We start from the raw sequence: 15,928 nt of genomic DNA on the forward strand, positions 1-15,928 counted from the left end.
TCCCCATCGCGATGCCCGCTCAACAAATCACCATCATCAACAAGCTGGGCCTGCACGCCCGTGCTGCAGCGAAATTCGTCGGCGTGGCGGGCAAGTATCCCTGCCAGATCCGCGTGGGCCGGACCCCGGAAAGCATGGTCGACGGCAAAAGCATCATGGCAGTCATGATGCTGGCTGCCGGCAAAGGCACTGACATTCATCTGTCGACCGAGGGCGACCAGGAGCAGGCCGCGCTGGACGGTCTGATCGAACTGATCAACAACAAGTTCGACGAAGGCGAGTGACCCTCGGCGCACCATGACGATCCGATTTTCTAGGGCGAACGAAGCCTGCGATCTGGCGGCTTTGTTCCACGTAAACGCCTGCCCTCCCCATCTGCGCTTCGCCGGTCTGTCCGACCTACACGCAATAAAGAAAATTGCGCGATATCCACGGAATTTTCAGACTTGCGCGGCGCGCACAAAGTATCTTTAATCCATCGCTTCGAAACAGTGAGTCGCTAGCCTTCCCGATCAGGCACGGACCAGCCAGGGCGATTCCCGGTGCGTATCAGGAATCAAGATGTGGGTGGTGATGTTCCAGGGCAGAGCGGATTGATGACATTCACAGGCCCACCCCGGCCCAAAAACAGGTCCGGCCCGGAAAAAATGCTGATGCTCGGCAGCGTCCTGGCGGTGATCGCGATCCTGACAATCGTCGCATCCTTGCTGATTCGCGAGCGCGGCAACGCTACCGAGTCCGCCGTGCGCTCGGCCAACAACGTGGTTCAACTGATCGATGCCGACGTGCAGCGCAGTGCCGAACTGTATGACACGTCGCTCAAGGGTCTGATTTCAGCGTGGCAGCGTCGCGACGTGACGTCGATCTCTCCCGAGCTGCGTCAACTGGTGTTCTTCGACAGGGCGACCGCCGCGCCCTTCAAAGGCGATATGGTGTTGCTCGACAAGCGCGGCGATATCATTGCCGATTCAGTTTCCGTCATTCCCCGCGAAGACAACTTTTCCGACCGGTCGAGCTTCCTGAAGCACCGGGAAAACGCCTCGCTTGCCATGCGAGTGGATGGCCCGTTCAAGTCGCGCTGGGGTTTCAAGGACTGGTGCATCAGCTTCAGCAGGCGCCTGCCCTCCGCGGACGGTGAGTTCGTCGGCATTGCCGCTGCGACAATGCGGCTTTCCTATTTCAACCAGTTGTTCAGAAGCCTGGACGTGGGCAAGAACAGCTCGATCAACCTGATCAATGCCGAAGGCGTCCTGCTGGCACGGCAGTCCGATGATGCGGGTAAAGGCCAGATCGGCGAAGACTTCAGCAAACGTCCCAACTTCCAGCGAATTCTCAATCAGGTAAGTGGCCATTTCACCGCCCTGTCGGAGCTATATGGCACGGAGCGGTTGTACACGTTCTCACGCGTGGGCGACCTGCCTCTGATCGTGGTAGTCGCTCAGTCTCAGGATGAAGTCTATGCGGTCTGGAAACGCAATGCGCTCCTCGTCGCCAGCGCCACTGGCCTGTTGTGCCTGGGGATCCTGTGGCTGTCGTGGCTACTGGGCAAACAATTGCGCCTGCGCCACAACGCCGAGCAGGAGCTGGCCGAGCTGGCCTCAACGGACGTGCTCACCGGACTCGCCAACAGGCGCCGGTTGGATCAGGTGCTCAAGCAGGAGTGGCTGCGCGGGATGCGCTCGGGCAAATCACTGTCACTGCTGATGATCGACGTCGACCATTTCAAGGCGTTCAACGACCGCCATGGTCACCATGGCGGCGACGTCGCGCTGCGCAATGTCGCCCAGACAATTTCCGCTAACATTCGACGTCCCGGGGATCTCGCGGCCCGGTACGGCGGTGAGGAATTTCTGGTGGTGTTGCCGGAGACGGACCTTGCCGGCGCTCGCGTGCTTGCCGAAAAAATCCGGGCGGCGATTGAGTCGCTGCTTCCCTTCGAAGACGATCCGTTACCCATCACCGCCAGCATCGGCATTGCGTCGCACCTTCCGCATCCAGCGGACAGGCCTGACCAGCTCTTTAACGTGGCTGACAAAGCGCTTTACCTCGCCAAACGCAATGGCCGCAATCGCGTCGAGCCCACTGAGTGATGAATCGTCAGGCATAAAAAAACGCCAGACTGGCTGGCGTTCTTTTTGTACTGCCAAGTCGAATCAGCTTGCGCGGCGAACCGAGTCACGCAGTGCTTTCACTTTGTCATGATTGGCTTGCACGCCAGTCAGCTGACGCTGAATCAGGCCGGTGACGTTCACAGGCAAGTTCTTTTCGGTTGCCTTCTGCAGCGCTTCTTTATAAGCCTTCAGCGCATGGTCTTCGCCGCGTTCGACTTCGTTCAGCACCGCTTCGTCGCTCTTGCCGGTCACTGCCGCTTTGAGCTCTACCCAAAGACGATGCAGGCCGCCAGCAGCGCTGGAGGTTTTATCCGGATCACCGCCCAAGGTACGAACTTCAGCCTGAAGCTCAGCCACTGCAGTTTTGCACTCTGAGGACCGGGAAAGGAAGTACGCTTTGATTTCAGGGTTTTTGATATCTTCGGCAGCTGTGTGGAACCCTTTCTCGCCGTCAATGCTGGTCTCGATCAGATCATTCAGTACCGAGATCGCTTCTTTATTGATATCTGTCATTTTGCTGTTCCTTTCTGGCAGGTTAATCGAAGTATTGATGCATCCAAATTCGATAGGAGAATCATTGCAGAGCGCGTGCCAGTTTTTAGAAAACGATAAATTCATTATTAATCAATAAGTTAGGCATATATCCATACAGTCACACCGCGCTTTATGCATGATCTGTCCGTTGGCGGAATTGCAGAATGCACGTATCTTCCAAGTTCATTGAAACGGACAAACGGCAACCGTATGAGTCCTGAAAAACTCAAGTTGTTAGTCGAGCGGGAGATGCCGTACGGGAAGTACAAAGGTCGCCTGCTGGTTGATCTGCCTGGCGACTACCTGAACTGGTTTGCCCGTAAAGGATTTCCCGCTGGAGAGCTGGGCAGTCTGCTGGCGCTGATGCATGAAATCGACCATAACGGGCTGTCCTCGCTACTCGATCCGTTGCGTACCCGCCCTCGGGAATTATTGCGCAGCAGCCCGGTGAAGCTACCGATTCGCTTTTCCTGACCTTTTCACTGAACGCACGAGCGGCCTGATGACCAGCATTCCTATGAGCACCACAGCCGAACAGACCGACCAACGCGCCCGGGACGAAGCATTCTGGAAAGACGTTGCACAGCGATACGACGTCGAGCCCGGGGCGCTCAACCTTGAATACGGCTATTTCGGCCGCATGACCCGCGAAGTGTTGCGTCAGTACGAGCAGAACCTGGCGTACGTCAACCGCAGTAACGCTGTCTACGTACGCCAGCGGTTCGATACGCACGACAGCGAAGTCATCCGCGCCGACCTTGCTCAACTGCTGGGGGTCGGCGCCCACGAAATCGCGCTCACCCGCTGCGCCACCGAGTCATTGCAGACGCTCATCCGCAACTACAACGAGCTGCAGCCCGGCGAGCAGGTCCTCATCAGCGATCTGGACTACAACAGTGTGCAGACCGCCATGCGCTGGCTGGCAAGGCGCTGCGGTGCGGGCATTGTCGAGATCACCCATCGGCATCCCGCAACGTACGAATCGCTGCTGCAAAGCTATCGCGAGGCATTCGTTGCCAACCCTGGGATCAAACTGATGGCGCTGACCCATGTGACCCATCGCACGGGCCTGGTGATGCCGGTTCAGGACCTCACTGACCTTGCCCGATCTCATGGCGTCGATGTCATCTTGGACGGAGCCCATGCGCTGGGCCAACTGGATTTCGAGCTGGAAGCCCTCAACGTCCCGTTCGCAGGGTTCAACCTGCAGAAATGGATGGGCGCGCCGCTGAGTCTGGGCTTTGTCTACGTCCGCCAGGGGAGACTCGCAGCGATCGACCCGGACATGGGCGACACGCGTTATGCCGACGACGACATCCTGGGCCGCGTGCCCTATGGCACGCCGAACATCCCCGCGCTGATGACATTACCCACCGTATTTGCCGAGCATCGGGCGATCGGCGGCTCGGCGGTCAAGGGCGCGCGGCTGGCCTACCTGCGCGATTTGTGGGTCAAGGAAGCGCGTGGGATCGAGGGCATCGAAGTTCTGACGCCGGACGATCCAAGGCTTTATTGCGGGATTACCTCGTTTCGCTTCACCCGCCACGAAGATCAGCAGGTCATGGCCCAACGACTGCTGGATGAACATGGAATCCTCGCTGTGACACGCTACGGCGCAGGTTGCGGGCCTTGCATCCGCATCACGCCAGGCTTCACCACCCGCGCCGAAGACATGGCGCGGCTCGTGGCGGCGCTGCGTGCGCTGGCCTGAGCTTGACCCCAAAAAAAACGGCGCCCTGTTGACAGGGCGCCGCAAAAACCAAAGAAACGAACTACAAAGGAGCGGCCAAGATATCCACTTCATACGGCGCCCGTGCGGTACATATTTATCGCTGAACCGGCAGACGAAAAAAAACGGCGCTCCTGACCAAGGAGCACCGTCAAACAGCCATGCAACAACGACTTCTTTGGCTGCGCTGCCGTGCGAGGGTCAGGCAGCGCAATCTCTTCAACTCTTCGCCGACGACGATTAGAACAGCCTGCGCTTGAACGCCAGCTGTCCGTCCTCGACGTATCGTCGGTCAACAACAATCAATCGAACAGTGCGATCGCCTCAGCCGTGGCGTCGGTAATACGCTGCCAGTCACCGTTCTTGACCCATGCGTTGTCGATCATCCAGGTACCGCCCACGCACATGACGTTCGGCAGTGCCATGTAGCTCTTCAGGTTGGCAGCGCTGACGCCGCCTGTGGGGCAGAAACGCACTTCGGGGAACGGGCCGCCCAGTGCTTTGATCGCACCGACGCCGCCGCTGATCTCAGCGGGAAACAGCTTGAAGCGGCGGTAGCCCAGCGCATAACCGATCATGATTTCCGACGCGCTGCTGATGCCCGGCAACAGCGGCAACTCGCTTTGCGCCCCGGCTTCCAGCAGATCCTGGGTGCTGCCCGGCGTGACGATGAATTGCGAACCGGCCTCCTCGGCCGCCTTGAGCATGTGGCGATCGAGAATAGTGCCGGCGCCCACGCACAGTTCAGGACGCGCATCACGCAAGGTGCGGATGGCCTTGAGACCGAACTCGGAACGCAGGGTGACTTCCAGCGCGTTCAGGCCGCCCGCCGCCAGCGCATCGGCCAGCGGCAGCACGTCCTGTTCACGTGCAATGGTGATGACCGGCAGAATCTTCGCTTTTGCGCAGAGTTCGTCGATCTGGGCAATCTTGCTCGCCATGCTATTCAACGGCTGTTTCACTTGGTTTTTCTCCATGGCGGCTGATCCTTTGCTTATGGGCACCAGTAGATCTCTAAAGACGGGTTGAGAAACGCACGCACCGGCATTTCAGCGAGGTCATCGCCCGCCAGCGCCTTGCGCAGGGTTTCCAGTTTTGCCTGCCCGGAAATGGACAGGATTGGCGTTGCGGCCGACGCCAGAAGCGAACGCGTCATGGTCAGGCGCTGATGAGGCACAGTGGGCGCCTGCATCGGCAGGCAACGGCGTTCGCTGTTCAGATCCAGCGCCTCGGCCAGGTTCGGGCTGTCAGGGAACAGCGAGGCCGTGTGGCCGTCGTCGCCCATGCCCAGCACCAGCACATCGATCTTCGGCAGCTCTTTGAGCGCCTCGTCGGTGGCGGCCGCTGCTTCATCCAGCGTCGTGGTCGGGCGATACAGGCTGAAGAAGCCCGCTGCCGCTGCCGGCCCCTGAAACAGATAACGCTTGAGCAGGCCGGCATTGCTGTCGGCGTGTTCGGTCGGCACCCAACGCTCGTCAGCGAGGCTGATGCAGACTTTGGACCATTGAATCGGCTTCTGCGCCAGTGCCTGGAAGAACGCCACCGGGCTTTTGCCGCCTGAGACGACCAGCGTGGCCACGCCATGCGGGTTACTGGAAATGGCCGCGCTCAAACGCTCGGCCACGTGATCGGCCAGCGCATTGGCCAGCAATTCGGGATTATCGAATTCCAGGGCTTTCAGACCCGCTGGAAATTCAAGTTCACATATCGCCATACCAGGACCTCCCGTCACGAGTAATGAGCGCAATGGAACTCATTGGTCCCCAGGAGCCTGCCGCGTAAGGCTTGGGCGCATCGCCCGCCTTCTTCCAACCGGCAATCAGCTGGTCGCACCACTGCCACGCATACTCGATCTCATCTTTGCGGACAAACAGGTTCTGATTGCCACGCATGACCTCCAACAACAACCGCTCGTACGCATCCGGGATGCGGGCGCTGCGGTAGGCGTCGGAGAAGCTCAGTTGCAAAGGATTGCTGCGCAATTGCATGCCTTTATCCAGCCCCTGATCCTTGGTCATCACTTGCAGCGAGATACCTTCGTCGGGCTGCAGGCGAATGATCAGACGGTTGCTGATCTGCATCCGCTGTTCGGGAGCAAAGATGTAGTGCGGCGGTTCCTTGAAGTGAATCACGATCTGCGACAGCTTCTGCGGCATGCGCTTGCCGGTACGCAGATAGAACGGAACCCCTGCCCAGCGCCAGTTACGGATATCGGCACGAATGGCAACGAACGTTTCGGTGTCGCTCTGGGTGTTGGAGTTTTCCTCTTCCAGATAACCGGGGACCGGCTTGCCCTCGCTGTAGCCGGCAATGTACTGCCCGCGAACCACCTGGGTGGCGAGGCGTTCGGGCGTGAACGGTGCCAGTGCCTTGAGCACTTTCACCTTCTCGTCGCGGATGCTGTCGGCAGACAGATCGCTGGGCGGGTCCATGGCAATCAGGCACAACAGCTGCAACAAGTGGTTCTGGATCATGTCACGCAGTTGACCCGCCTGATCGAAATAACCCCAGCGGCCCTCGATGCCCACTTTCTCCGCCACAGTAATCTCAACGTGGGAAATGTAGTTCTGGTTCCATTGGGTTTCGAACAGGCTGTTGGCAAAGCGAAGCGCGATGAGGTTCTGTACGGTGTCTTTGCCCAGATAATGGTCGATCCGGTAAACGCGGTTTTCCGGAAGGAATTTGGCCACGGCGTCATTGACCCGGCGCGAAGATGCCAGGTCATGGCCGATAGGCTTTTCAAGCACGGCGCGCGTGCGATCGGTCAGGCCGACCAGCGCAAGGTTTTCACAGATGGCGCCGTACACCGACGCCGGCGTGGCGAAGTAGGCGATCATGGTCTGTGCGTCGCCCACTTCCTCGGCAAGCGCAACGTAGTCGTCGCCTTTGAGGAAGTCCACGTGCAGGTAGCTCAGGCGTGCCTGAAAACGCTCCACGTGCTCACTCTCAAGCTGCGCCTCGGGGACGAAACGGCGCAGGCTTTTGTCGATGTAGGCCAGATGCTCCTGAGGAGTTCCGGGCTCACGGGCCAAGGCAAGAATTCGGGTCTCGGCATGCAGCAGTCCAGCCCGATCAAGCTGGTACAACGCAGGAAACAGTTTGCGCACTGCCAGGTCACCCAAGGCACCAAACAAGGCAAAAGTGCACGGTTCAACCGTAATCGAGAGCATAATGTTGGTTCTTTTATCAAGTTAGGCTACAAATACCTTTTTTAAAGGCGTTACTCAAGGCCAAATGTAGTAATAACCACAACATTTCTTCTGAAACCACATTACAGTGGTGATCACCACAGGCCCTCAGTACGATAGGCCACCTTTGCTACAGGCTAAAGGCCCACGTCACTACCTTTTTAATAAAGGCCCATAGATCAGCCTGTTGCAGCTTCATGAAAGGACTTTGAATGGACCGCGTACGCAATCTTCTGGAGCAGATCCAGAGCCGTCTCGACGAGTTGAACAAGGCTGAACGCAAGGTCGCCGAAGTGATTCTGAGCAACCCTCAGCAGGCCACACGCTTCAGTATCGCTGCGCTGGCGCAGGCGGCAAAGGTCAGCGAGCCGACCGTTAATCGCTTCTGCCGCTCGTTCGACGTCAGCGGTTATCCGGAGCTCAAACTGCAGCTGGCGCAAAGCCTGGCCAGCGGTGCGGCGTATGTCAGTCGGGCCGTTGAAGCCGATGACAATCCGGAAGCCTACACGCGCAAGATTTTTGCCAGCGCCATCGCGTCGCTCGACAGCGTCTGTCAGGTGCTCGACCCGAACCTGATCAGCAAAGCCGTCGACCTGTTGATCCAGGCGCGTCAGATCCACTTTTTCGGGTTGGGGGCATCGGCACCTGTGGCGCTGGATGCACAGCATAAATTCTTCCGCTTCAATCTGGCGGTGACGGCCCATGCCGATGTGCTGGTGCAGCGCATGCTGGCGTCCGTGGCGCATACCGGCGAGCTGTTCGTGATCATTTCCTACACCGGTCGCACGCGCGAGCTGGTGGAAGTGGCGCGCATCGCCCGCGAGAACGGCGCGTCGGTGCTCGGCCTGACCGCGGCCGACTCACCGCTGGCGAAGGCCAGCACGTTGAGCCTGAACATCCCGCTGCCCGAAGACACCGACATCTATATGCCCATGACATCACGTATCGTTCAGCTGACCGTGTTGGACGTGCTCGCGACCGGCATGACGTTGCGCCGCGGCGTGGATTTCCAGCCGCACCTGCGCAAGATCAAGGAAAGCCTCAATGCCAGCCGCTATCCGGCGGATGATGAGTTGAATTAACGCGTTCATCAGGCACTGTTCTGTAGGAGCGTGGCTTGTCCCGCGACCTGCCGGGCACCGGCAGTGAAATCTGCAAATCTGGTGCAACTGATCCGCCGCATTGTCTGATTTTGCGACGGGTTCCCCGCCGGTCGCGGGACAAGCCACGCTCCTACAGGGCTTCGCAATCAATGCATCAGTTGCGCCTGCAAGCTCAACCGCGCCTGCTGCCCGGGAGCAAGACCCAATCCATCATCGATGCCTGACACGGCCTCCAGTCGCAAGAAGCCCTGTGCTTCATCGCCGCCAACACCCAGCAACGGTCGATTGCCGGGATGCCAGACCACCGTGCTGTCGCTGTCGCTCATGTCGATGCTCAACCGACGCGACCACGCATCGTCCTGCAGCGCCAGCGGTCCTGCATGCTCGAACACGCGTTGACAACAGCCCATCACCCGCAACTCGCCCTTTTGCTCACAATGGCTGCGACTGAGCTCGTCGTAGCCCTGCGCACCGTCGAGCCCCTCGAGCGCAACGTCGGCGATATCGCTGATGCGCCAGTAGGCGTGCAGTGCATGCCCGAAGTGGCAGGGCTCGCTGTCTTCATGGCGGGTTTCGAGCCGCAGATCCATGCCCTGCCCCAGCTCGGCATGCAGATCGGCTTGCCAATCCCACAACGACAGTCGCCAATGCAGCGACACGCTCGCGTCATGGGTCTGGCTGTCAATCAGTTTCCAGTCGAGCAAGCGCCCCCAGCCATGAACAGGCCAGCCGCCCTCACCGGGATGACGCCCCACCCACGGCCAGCAGACAGGCACGCCACCTCGGATCGCACCGACATTGGGCCACTGCGACGCACACCACAACCACGGTTTCTGACCCTTGGGCTGAAAATGCAGCAGCTGAGCGCCCTGCCGACTGAACACCGCCTGACACTGGGGATGATCGATGATCAGCACATCGCGTTGCTGATGACGTTCCCACTGAAAAGTCGGCTGAGGCCGGACCGAGGTATAAAAGCGCTGAAGCGGATGCTCAAGCGACTCTGTGTCCCTGTTAGCCATTGCTGTACCAGTCCAGAGAATGGATTCATTTGTCCTTTGCAGCGGCGCTGCCTGTCGACGATTGTGCTGCGTCGAACGTTGTTTCGCAGGCAGACTGTCCTCGCGGACAAGCGCCGTCCTTGCCAAGGACGGCAGATGCAAAACCAAAAAAACACCCCGAAAAACGAGGCTGGGTGCCGCACAAAAAAAACGGGCAGCCTGGCTGCCCGTAAAGCACACACGACCCTTGATCGTTTGTGAAGCACATCAGAGAGGTGTGCGGAGGAGCGGGTCCGCACACGATCGCAGCGTCAGAACTTCGATTGAATCTTGATGCCTGCTACCAGCGCGTTCTGGACCTCGTCCACACCGCCTGGGCTCTTCACGTATTGCAGGTTAGGACGCACGGTCAGCCAGTCGGTGACGTGTACACCGTAGTAGATTTCCGAGTTGTATTCGGTCTTCTGGATCGGCAGGTAACCCGGGTTGTCGTAGTCGTCGATCCCGTTGACGGCGTTGACCAGGCGACGGTTGTCCTGGGCATCGTCGTTCACGTGGATACGCGCGACACCGATACCGATGTCATCCTTCGGACGGGCATCGAACGGGCCTTTGTAGACGAAACCGATCTGCTGATAGTTGTCGACGAAGTTGGTGGCTTTGTCATGCACAGTGGCGTTGGCGAAGATGCTCAGACCACGGGACGTGTCGCCGTTGTGGCTGGTCAGCTGTTGCTGAGCCACGACCCACCAGCCGTGCTTGTCCTTGTGGGACTTGAAGTCGCCGCCATTGGTGGCTTGAGGCTGACCTGCTTCGTTCTCGTAGAGGTCGTCCGCGCTTGGGTTACTGATGTAATAACCCAGACGGTATTCGCCTGGCAGCGAGTTGACGGTTGGCGACCAGACCACTTCCACAGGCACCACGGTCCCTTGCGAGCCGCTGCCACTGAGCTTGAAGCTGTTGCCGGTTTCCAGGTACGAAGGGTTCTGTTCGTAGACACCGATCTGGGCGAAGACTTCCGGCGTGATGTTGTATTTCACGCGCAATGCCCACTGGCTGACTGGCCAGTTGTACCAGGTGTTCACGTAGTTACCGACCTGCGAGCCGCAGAACGAAAGGTTCTGGAAGTCGCATGGGAAGCTGTTGAAGTCCTCGCCCTCACCGAAACGACCGACCTTGATGTCCAGGGCGCCGTCGAAGTACTTCTGCTTGACCCACATTTGCGTCAGACGCCAGGTCTGACCACGACCCCAGACTTCCTGCGAGGAGCTGAGTGTGCCGGCGCGCGGGTCGCCGATACGGTCGTTGGAAATGTTGTTACCGCTACGCTCGGTGATCGCCAGCTTGAATTCCGCATCATGCCAACCGAGGATTTTCTGCAGATCCATCTGCACACCAAACGCGAACTGATCGCTGTAGCGGCCAGTGCGGTCATCGTTGTAGCCGCCATTGAGGTTGGAGGCGGCTTCGCCAACATACTCGATGGGGAAGTCGTAACCCTTGTCATACAGCTCCTGGCGCAGACCACCCCAGTCACCGGTCAAGTGTTCGCTGGCTTTGAACGGCTCCATTGCAGAGGCCGTTCCGGAAATCGTCAGCGCACTCAGAACAGACAACCCACCGATCAACTGAAACTGGTTAAGCGATTTGCTTCGTACCTTCTTCATCCCTTAAATCCTCGTTTTATTGTTATTAGCTATGAACAGCGTTGTAACCACTTGCTTCGTGTGCCTGACAGGCCTCTTTTACGGCAGAAATCGGCCTGTCAGATGTGCTCGTTGATGAAGTGCTCCTGCTTACGGGATCAGTTGCGGTTAAGCCGCGTGACGTTCCCCATGTTTTCAACCGGTTGAGACTTTCCCAGAGCCCCCAGACGCTCGCCGCTTTTGGCGTCGAACAGCAGAACCTTGGCTGGATCGAATTGCAACGTCAGTGTCTCGCCCACCGCAGGGGCGACGTCTGGCGCCAGTCGGCAGCAGACCTTGCTGTCATTGAGGGTCACGAAGACCAGCGTATCCGGGCCAGTCGGTTCGGTAACCTGAACCTCGGCGCGAATGGTCGGCATCCCCGCAGCCTCGCCGGACGCTAGCACGATCTGCTCAGGACGAAGGCCCAGAATCACCTCACGGTCTTCGAGGCCCGCGTCGTTCATGTTCATCGGCAGCTCACAGCGCGCCTGGCCGCTGTCGAGCAACGCAACCAGCCGACCGTCCTTGCGTTGCAGCCGCAGCGGGATGAAGTTCATTGGCGGCGAACCGATGAAGCTGGCAACGAACAGATTGGCCGGATCATTGTAGATCTGCTTCGGCGTGCCGAACTGCTGAATGATCCCGTCCTTCATGACTGCCACTTTGTCGCCCAGCGTCATCGCCTCGATCTGGTCGTGGGTCACGTAGACCGTGGTGGTCTTCAGACGCTGGTGCATCAGCTTCATTTCCGTGCGCATCTCGACCCGCAGCTTGGCGTCGAGGTTGGAAAGAGGCTCGTCGAACAGGTAGATTTTTGGACGACGCGCCAGTGCTCGGCCCATCGCCACACGCTGTTGCTGACCACCGGACAACTGGCCCGGCTTGCGGTTGAGCAAGTGTTCGATCTGCAGCAGCTTGGCCACGCGGGCGACTTCGGCGTCGATGTCCGTCTGGCTCATCTTGCGAATCTTCAGGCCGAACTCGATGTTTTCGCGCACGCTCATGGTCGGGTACAGCGCGTAGGACTGGAACACCATCGCGATGTCGCGATCCTTGGGGCTCATGCCGCTGACATCCTGGTCGCCAATCATGATCGCGCCGCCAGTGATGTTCTCAAGACCTGCGATGCAGTTCATCAGGGTCGACTTACCGCAGCCCGAAGGCCCCACCAGAATCAGGAACTCGCCGTCCTTGATCGACAGCTCGATGTTCTTGAGGGTGTCCGGCAGACCGGTCCCGTATGTCTTGTTTACATTGCGAAGTTCAAGCGTTGCCATGATTACCCCTTGACTGCGCCGGCCGTCAGCCCGCGCACGAAATACTTGCCTGCGACCACGTAGACCAGCAGGGTCGGCAGTCCGGCGATCATCGCCGCTGCCATATCAACGTTGTATTCCTTGACGCCGGTGCTGGTGTTGACCAGGTTGTTCAGCGCCACCGTGATCGGCTGCGAGTCACCACTGGAGAACACCACGCCGAACAGGAAGTCGTTCCAGATCTGGGTAAATTGCCAGATCAGGCAGACCATGATGATCGGTGTCGACATCGGCAGAATGATCCGACGGAAAATCGTGAAGAAGCCTGCGCCATCCAGGCGAGCGGCCTTCACCAGAGCATCCGGAATGCTGACGTAGTAGTTGCGAAAGAACAGCGTCGTGAACGCCAGCCCGTAAACCACGTGCACCAACACCAGCCCGGTCGTGGTGCTGGCCAGCCCCATCTTGCCGAGGGTGAACGATGCCGGCAGCAGGACGGTCTGGAATGGCAGGAAGCAACCGAACAGCAACAGACCGAAAAACAACTGCGAGCCGCGGAAGCGCCACATCGACAACACGTAGCCGTTCAACGCACCGATGGCGGTGGAGATCAGCACCGCCGGAACGGTGATCAGGAACGAGTTCCAGAAGTAGCCCTTTACAGTGGCCCAGGCTTTGATCCAGCCGATGGTGGTCACTTCGGCGGGCCAGCTGAGCAGGTTGCCGGTGCCGATGTCTTCAGGCGACTTGAAGCTGGTCAACAGCATCACCACCAGCGGCACCAGGTAAATCAGGACAGCCGCGATGAGCACCGCGTAAATCGCAACGCGGCTCAGGCTGATGGAAGGTTTGCCGGCGAGACTAGTCATTGCGCTTGGCCCTCAACTCCGAATACAGATAGGGCACCAGGATCGCGAGAATCGCACCGAGCATCAGGATCGCACTGGCCGAGCCCATGCCCATCTGGCCGCGGCTGAATGTGAAGGAATACATGAACATGGCAGGCAGGTCGGAGGAATAGCCAGGACCACCCGCCGTCATCGCCGCAACAAGGTCGAAGCTCTTGATTGCGATGTGCGCCAGAATCATCACGGCACTGAAGAACACCGGACGCAGGCTTGGCAGCACCACTTTCCAGTAGATTTTCGGCATGCTTGCGCCATCGATCTGCGCTGCGCGGATGATCGACTGATCGACGCCCCGCAGGCCGGCCAGGAACATGGCCATGATGAAGCCCGACGCTTGCCACACAGCCGCGATGACCAGGCAGTAAACCACCCGATCCGGATCGATCAGCCAGTCCAGACGAAAGCCTTCCCAGCCCCAGTCCCGCAGTAATTTGTCCAGGCCCATGCCCGGGTTGAGCAGCCATTTCCAGGCCGTACCGGTGACGATCATCGACAGCGCCATCGGGTACAGGTAAATGGTGCGAATGAAGCCTTCACGACGAATGCGCTGATCCAGGAACACGGCGAGCAGCACGCCGACGACCATGCTGATGCCGATGAACATCCCGCCGAACACAGCGAGGTTCTTGCTCGCAACCCACCAACGATCGTTGTCGAACAAGCGCGCGTATTGCGCCAGACCCACCCATTTGTAGCTGGGCAGAAAAGTGGAATTGGTGAACGACAGAACGAACGTCCACAGGATGTAGCCGTAGAAGCCCACCAATACGATGAACATGCTTGGCGCCAGCACCAGTTTGGGTAGCCAGCGCTGCAGTGCATCGAACGGCGAGGCTTTGCTGAACACAGCAACAGAACTCATGGTGAAATCCAGTACAGAAAGATGAAGAGTGCAAATACGCCCTGCAGGAGCGACCGAGGTAGCGCTCTACCTTGCCCGCGATAAGTTGTGCCAGGTTCATCAGTGTTGACTGACACGACACGATCGCGGGCAAGCGCGCTCCTACAGATTTTGCTGCTACTTGCTATTTAGCGGCCTTGATTGCAGCGCCCAGCTTCTTCGCCGCATCAGCCGGATCGGCTTTCGGGTCGTTGATGAAGTTGGTCACGACGTCAAAGAACGCGCCTTGAACGGCCAGCGTAGTCGCCATGTTGTGCGCCATGCTCGGCTGCAGGCCGCCGGTTTTGGCGTCTGCAAGGAAGTCCTTGGCCGCGGTCTGGGCGCACGAGTCGAAACCGTACTTGCCCATGTCGCCGAGCATGTCGTTACGCACCGGAATCGAGCCTTTGTTGATGCTGAAGACCTTCTGGAAGTCCTCGCCCAGCACCACCTTGGCAATGTCCTGCTGACCTGCCGCAGTGCCGGCATCCTTCTGCTTGAACACCGCCAGGGAGTCGATGTTGTAGGTGAAGGCCTTGTCAGTGCCAGGGAACGCTACGCACTCATAGTCCTTGCCGGCGACCTTCTTGGCAGCGGTCCATTCTGACTTGGCCCAGTCGCCCATGATCTGCATGCCGGCCTTGCCGTTGATGACCTTGGCGGCTTCCAGGTTCCAGTCCTGGCCTTTGCCGTCCGGGTCCATGTAGGAGGCGACTTTCTTTAGCTCAGTCAGCGACTTGATCATTTCAGGGCCGGTCAACGCGCCGTTATCCAGGTCGACGAAGGCTTTCTTGTAACCGTCTGCGCCCATGACCGACAGCACGACGGCCTCGAACACGGTGCTGTCCTGCCAAGGCTGACCGCCGTGAGCCAGCGGAATGAAGCCGGCTTTCTTGAGCTTGTCGCCTGCGGCGTAGAATTCTTCGAGGGTGGTCGGGGCTTTTTCAATACCGGCTTTCTTGAAGACTTCCGGGTTGATCCACAGCCAGTTCACGCGGTGAATGTTCACGGGAACGGCGACGTAATCACCGTCGTACTTCACGGTATCGGAGACTTTCTTGTCGAGCAGGCTGTCCCACTTCTCCGACTTGGCGGTGTCTTTCAACACGTCGGTATCGAGCAGGCCAGTGGACGCCCATTCCTGAATGTCAGGGCCTTTGATCTGGGCGACCCCAGGCGGGTTGCCGGCAACGGCGCGGCTTTTCAGAACGGTCATGGCAGTCGAGCCGCCGCCACCTGCGACAGCGCCGTCTTTCCAGGTGAATCCGTCTTTTTCAACTTGAGCCTTGAGCACATCGACTGCCGCTTTTTCGCCACCGGAAGTCCACCAGTGGACGACTTCGACAGTGCCTTTGGAATCAGCGGCCATGGCGCTCAGAGGGAACAACGAGGCGAGAGAAATAAGTGCAGCGAGACGGGTAATCGAATTCATCTATTTGACCTTTCTTGTTGTTATGCATGAGCAAGTCTTGGTGCTTGCGCTGCATGGATTCTAACCAAGGGACTAGAGCGGACGGTAACGAAGGGATG

At 58.8% G+C, this 15,928-nt stretch carries 15 protein-coding genes; 5 read left to right on the plus strand and 10 right to left on the minus strand.

Features of this window, described 5'->3' with window-relative positions:
- The first annotated feature begins 11 nt into the window (after positions 1-11).
- Positions 12-284: an HPr family phosphocarrier protein gene (locus tag BMZ10_RS12040; protein ID WP_093461933.1), complete on the plus strand. Its 273-nt coding sequence runs from the start codon at positions 12-14 to the stop codon at positions 282-284.
- A 363-nt stretch (positions 285-647) separates the two neighbouring features.
- Positions 648-2,090 (plus strand): sensor domain-containing diguanylate cyclase, encoded by a 1,443-nt coding sequence (locus BMZ10_RS12045; RefSeq protein WP_093461937.1) that lies wholly within the window; start codon positions 648-650, stop codon positions 2,088-2,090.
- Between the two features lie 63 nt (positions 2,091-2,153).
- Here BMZ10_RS12045 and BMZ10_RS12050 read toward each other — a convergent pair whose 3' ends face one another.
- Positions 2,154-2,624 carry a PA2169 family four-helix-bundle protein gene (locus tag BMZ10_RS12050; protein WP_093461941.1) on the minus strand — a complete coding sequence of 157 codons (471 nt, stop codon included), beginning with the start codon at positions 2,622-2,624 and terminating at the stop codon, positions 2,154-2,156.
- Positions 2,625-2,855: 231 nt separating this feature from the next.
- On the opposite strand from BMZ10_RS12050, the gene BMZ10_RS12055 reads away from it, so the two are divergent.
- Positions 2,856-3,119, plus strand: a complete 264-nt coding sequence (locus tag BMZ10_RS12055) for a DUF3820 family protein (RefSeq protein ID WP_093461944.1) — start codon at positions 2,856-2,858, stop codon at positions 3,117-3,119.
- Between the two features lie 28 nt (positions 3,120-3,147).
- Complete coding sequence (locus tag BMZ10_RS12060) at positions 3,148-4,356, plus strand: aminotransferase class V-fold PLP-dependent enzyme (protein WP_256214482.1); 1,209 nt, start codon at positions 3,148-3,150, stop codon at positions 4,354-4,356.
- Between the two features lie 320 nt (positions 4,357-4,676).
- Here BMZ10_RS12060 and BMZ10_RS12065 read toward each other — a convergent pair whose 3' ends face one another.
- From BMZ10_RS12065 to zwf, 3 genes are read right to left on the minus strand one after another with little or no spacing between them, the layout of a single operon-like run.
- Positions 4,677-5,351: a bifunctional 4-hydroxy-2-oxoglutarate aldolase/2-dehydro-3-deoxy-phosphogluconate aldolase gene (locus BMZ10_RS12065; protein ID WP_093461947.1), complete on the minus strand. Its 675-nt coding sequence runs from the start codon at positions 5,349-5,351 to the stop codon at positions 4,677-4,679.
- Between the two features lie 17 nt (positions 5,352-5,368).
- Positions 5,369-6,088 (minus strand): 6-phosphogluconolactonase, encoded by a 720-nt coding sequence (gene pgl / locus BMZ10_RS12070; RefSeq protein WP_093461950.1) that lies wholly within the window; start codon positions 6,086-6,088, stop codon positions 5,369-5,371.
- On the minus strand, positions 6,075-7,544 hold the full coding sequence (zwf, locus tag BMZ10_RS12075) for a glucose-6-phosphate dehydrogenase (protein ID WP_093461953.1): 1,470 nt from the start codon (positions 7,542-7,544) through the stop codon (positions 6,075-6,077). Before zwf ends, pgl begins: the two co-directional genes overlap by 14 nt.
- A 230-nt stretch (positions 7,545-7,774) precedes the next feature.
- On the opposite strand from zwf, the gene BMZ10_RS12080 reads away from it, so the two are divergent.
- Positions 7,775-8,644, plus strand: coding sequence for a MurR/RpiR family transcriptional regulator (locus BMZ10_RS12080; protein WP_093461956.1), 870 nt, complete (start codon positions 7,775-7,777; stop codon positions 8,642-8,644).
- Between the two features lie 167 nt (positions 8,645-8,811).
- On the opposite strand, the gene BMZ10_RS12085 is transcribed toward BMZ10_RS12080, so the two are convergent.
- The 6 genes from BMZ10_RS12085 to BMZ10_RS12110 form a co-directional block, all read right to left on the minus strand.
- The gene (locus tag BMZ10_RS12085) at positions 8,812-9,687 is read right to left on the minus strand and encodes a D-hexose-6-phosphate mutarotase (RefSeq protein WP_093461959.1); all 876 of its coding nucleotides are present in this window, start codon (positions 9,685-9,687) and stop codon (positions 8,812-8,814) included.
- A gap of 290 nt (positions 9,688-9,977) precedes the next feature.
- Positions 9,978-11,333: a carbohydrate porin gene (locus BMZ10_RS12090; protein ID WP_093461962.1), complete on the minus strand. Its 1,356-nt coding sequence runs from the start codon at positions 11,331-11,333 to the stop codon at positions 9,978-9,980.
- A 137-nt stretch (positions 11,334-11,470) separates the two neighbouring features.
- Complete coding sequence (locus BMZ10_RS12095) at positions 11,471-12,631, minus strand: ABC transporter ATP-binding protein (RefSeq protein WP_093461965.1); 1,161 nt, start codon at positions 12,629-12,631, stop codon at positions 11,471-11,473.
- Between the two features lie 2 nt (positions 12,632-12,633).
- Positions 12,634-13,479 carry a carbohydrate ABC transporter permease gene (locus BMZ10_RS12100; protein WP_093461968.1) on the minus strand — a complete coding sequence of 282 codons (846 nt, stop codon included), beginning with the start codon at positions 13,477-13,479 and terminating at the stop codon, positions 12,634-12,636.
- The gene (locus BMZ10_RS12105) at positions 13,472-14,380 is read right to left on the minus strand and encodes a carbohydrate ABC transporter permease (protein ID WP_093461971.1); all 909 of its coding nucleotides are present in this window, start codon (positions 14,378-14,380) and stop codon (positions 13,472-13,474) included. Before BMZ10_RS12105 ends, BMZ10_RS12100 begins: the two co-directional genes overlap by 8 nt.
- A 163-nt stretch (positions 14,381-14,543) precedes the next feature.
- Positions 14,544-15,830, minus strand: coding sequence for an ABC transporter substrate-binding protein (locus BMZ10_RS12110; protein WP_093461974.1), 1,287 nt, complete (start codon positions 15,828-15,830; stop codon positions 14,544-14,546).
- Positions 15,831-15,928: the final 98 nt, after the last annotated feature.

Source organism: Pseudomonas sp. NFR16 (assembly GCF_900108875.1).
GTDB lineage: Bacteria > Pseudomonadota > Gammaproteobacteria > Pseudomonadales > Pseudomonadaceae > Aquipseudomonas.

Excerpts from the sequence above, each read along its gene's own strand:
- BMZ10_RS12040 (WP_093461933.1), top strand. The coding sequence starts at position 12 with ATGCCCGCTCAACAAATCACCATCATCAACAAGCTGGGCCTGCACGCC.
- BMZ10_RS12045 (WP_093461937.1), top strand. The coding sequence starts at position 648 with ATGCTGATGCTCGGCAGCGTCCTGGCGGTGATCGCGATCCTGACAATC.
- BMZ10_RS12050 (WP_093461941.1), bottom strand. The coding sequence starts at position 2,624 with ATGACAGATATCAATAAAGAAGCGATCTCGGTACTGAATGATCTGATC.
- BMZ10_RS12055 (WP_093461944.1), top strand. The coding sequence starts at position 2,856 with ATGAGTCCTGAAAAACTCAAGTTGTTAGTCGAGCGGGAGATGCCGTAC.
- BMZ10_RS12060 (WP_256214482.1), top strand. The coding sequence starts at position 3,148 with ATGACCAGCATTCCTATGAGCACCACAGCCGAACAGACCGACCAACGC.
- BMZ10_RS12065 (WP_093461947.1), bottom strand. The coding sequence starts at position 5,351 with ATGGAGAAAAACCAAGTGAAACAGCCGTTGAATAGCATGGCGAGCAAG.
- pgl (WP_093461950.1), bottom strand. The coding sequence starts at position 6,088 with ATGGCGATATGTGAACTTGAATTTCCAGCGGGTCTGAAAGCCCTGGAA.
- zwf (WP_093461953.1), bottom strand. The coding sequence starts at position 7,544 with ATGCTCTCGATTACGGTTGAACCGTGCACTTTTGCCTTGTTTGGTGCC.
- BMZ10_RS12080 (WP_093461956.1), top strand. The coding sequence starts at position 7,775 with ATGGACCGCGTACGCAATCTTCTGGAGCAGATCCAGAGCCGTCTCGAC.
- BMZ10_RS12085 (WP_093461959.1), bottom strand. The coding sequence starts at position 9,687 with ATGGCTAACAGGGACACAGAGTCGCTTGAGCATCCGCTTCAGCGCTTT.
- BMZ10_RS12090 (WP_093461962.1), bottom strand. The coding sequence starts at position 11,333 with ATGAAGAAGGTACGAAGCAAATCGCTTAACCAGTTTCAGTTGATCGGT.
- BMZ10_RS12095 (WP_093461965.1), bottom strand. The coding sequence starts at position 12,631 with ATGGCAACGCTTGAACTTCGCAATGTAAACAAGACATACGGGACCGGT.
- BMZ10_RS12100 (WP_093461968.1), bottom strand. The coding sequence starts at position 13,479 with ATGACTAGTCTCGCCGGCAAACCTTCCATCAGCCTGAGCCGCGTTGCG.
- BMZ10_RS12105 (WP_093461971.1), bottom strand. The coding sequence starts at position 14,380 with ATGAGTTCTGTTGCTGTGTTCAGCAAAGCCTCGCCGTTCGATGCACTG.
- BMZ10_RS12110 (WP_093461974.1), bottom strand. The coding sequence starts at position 15,830 with ATGAATTCGATTACCCGTCTCGCTGCACTTATTTCTCTCGCCTCGTTG.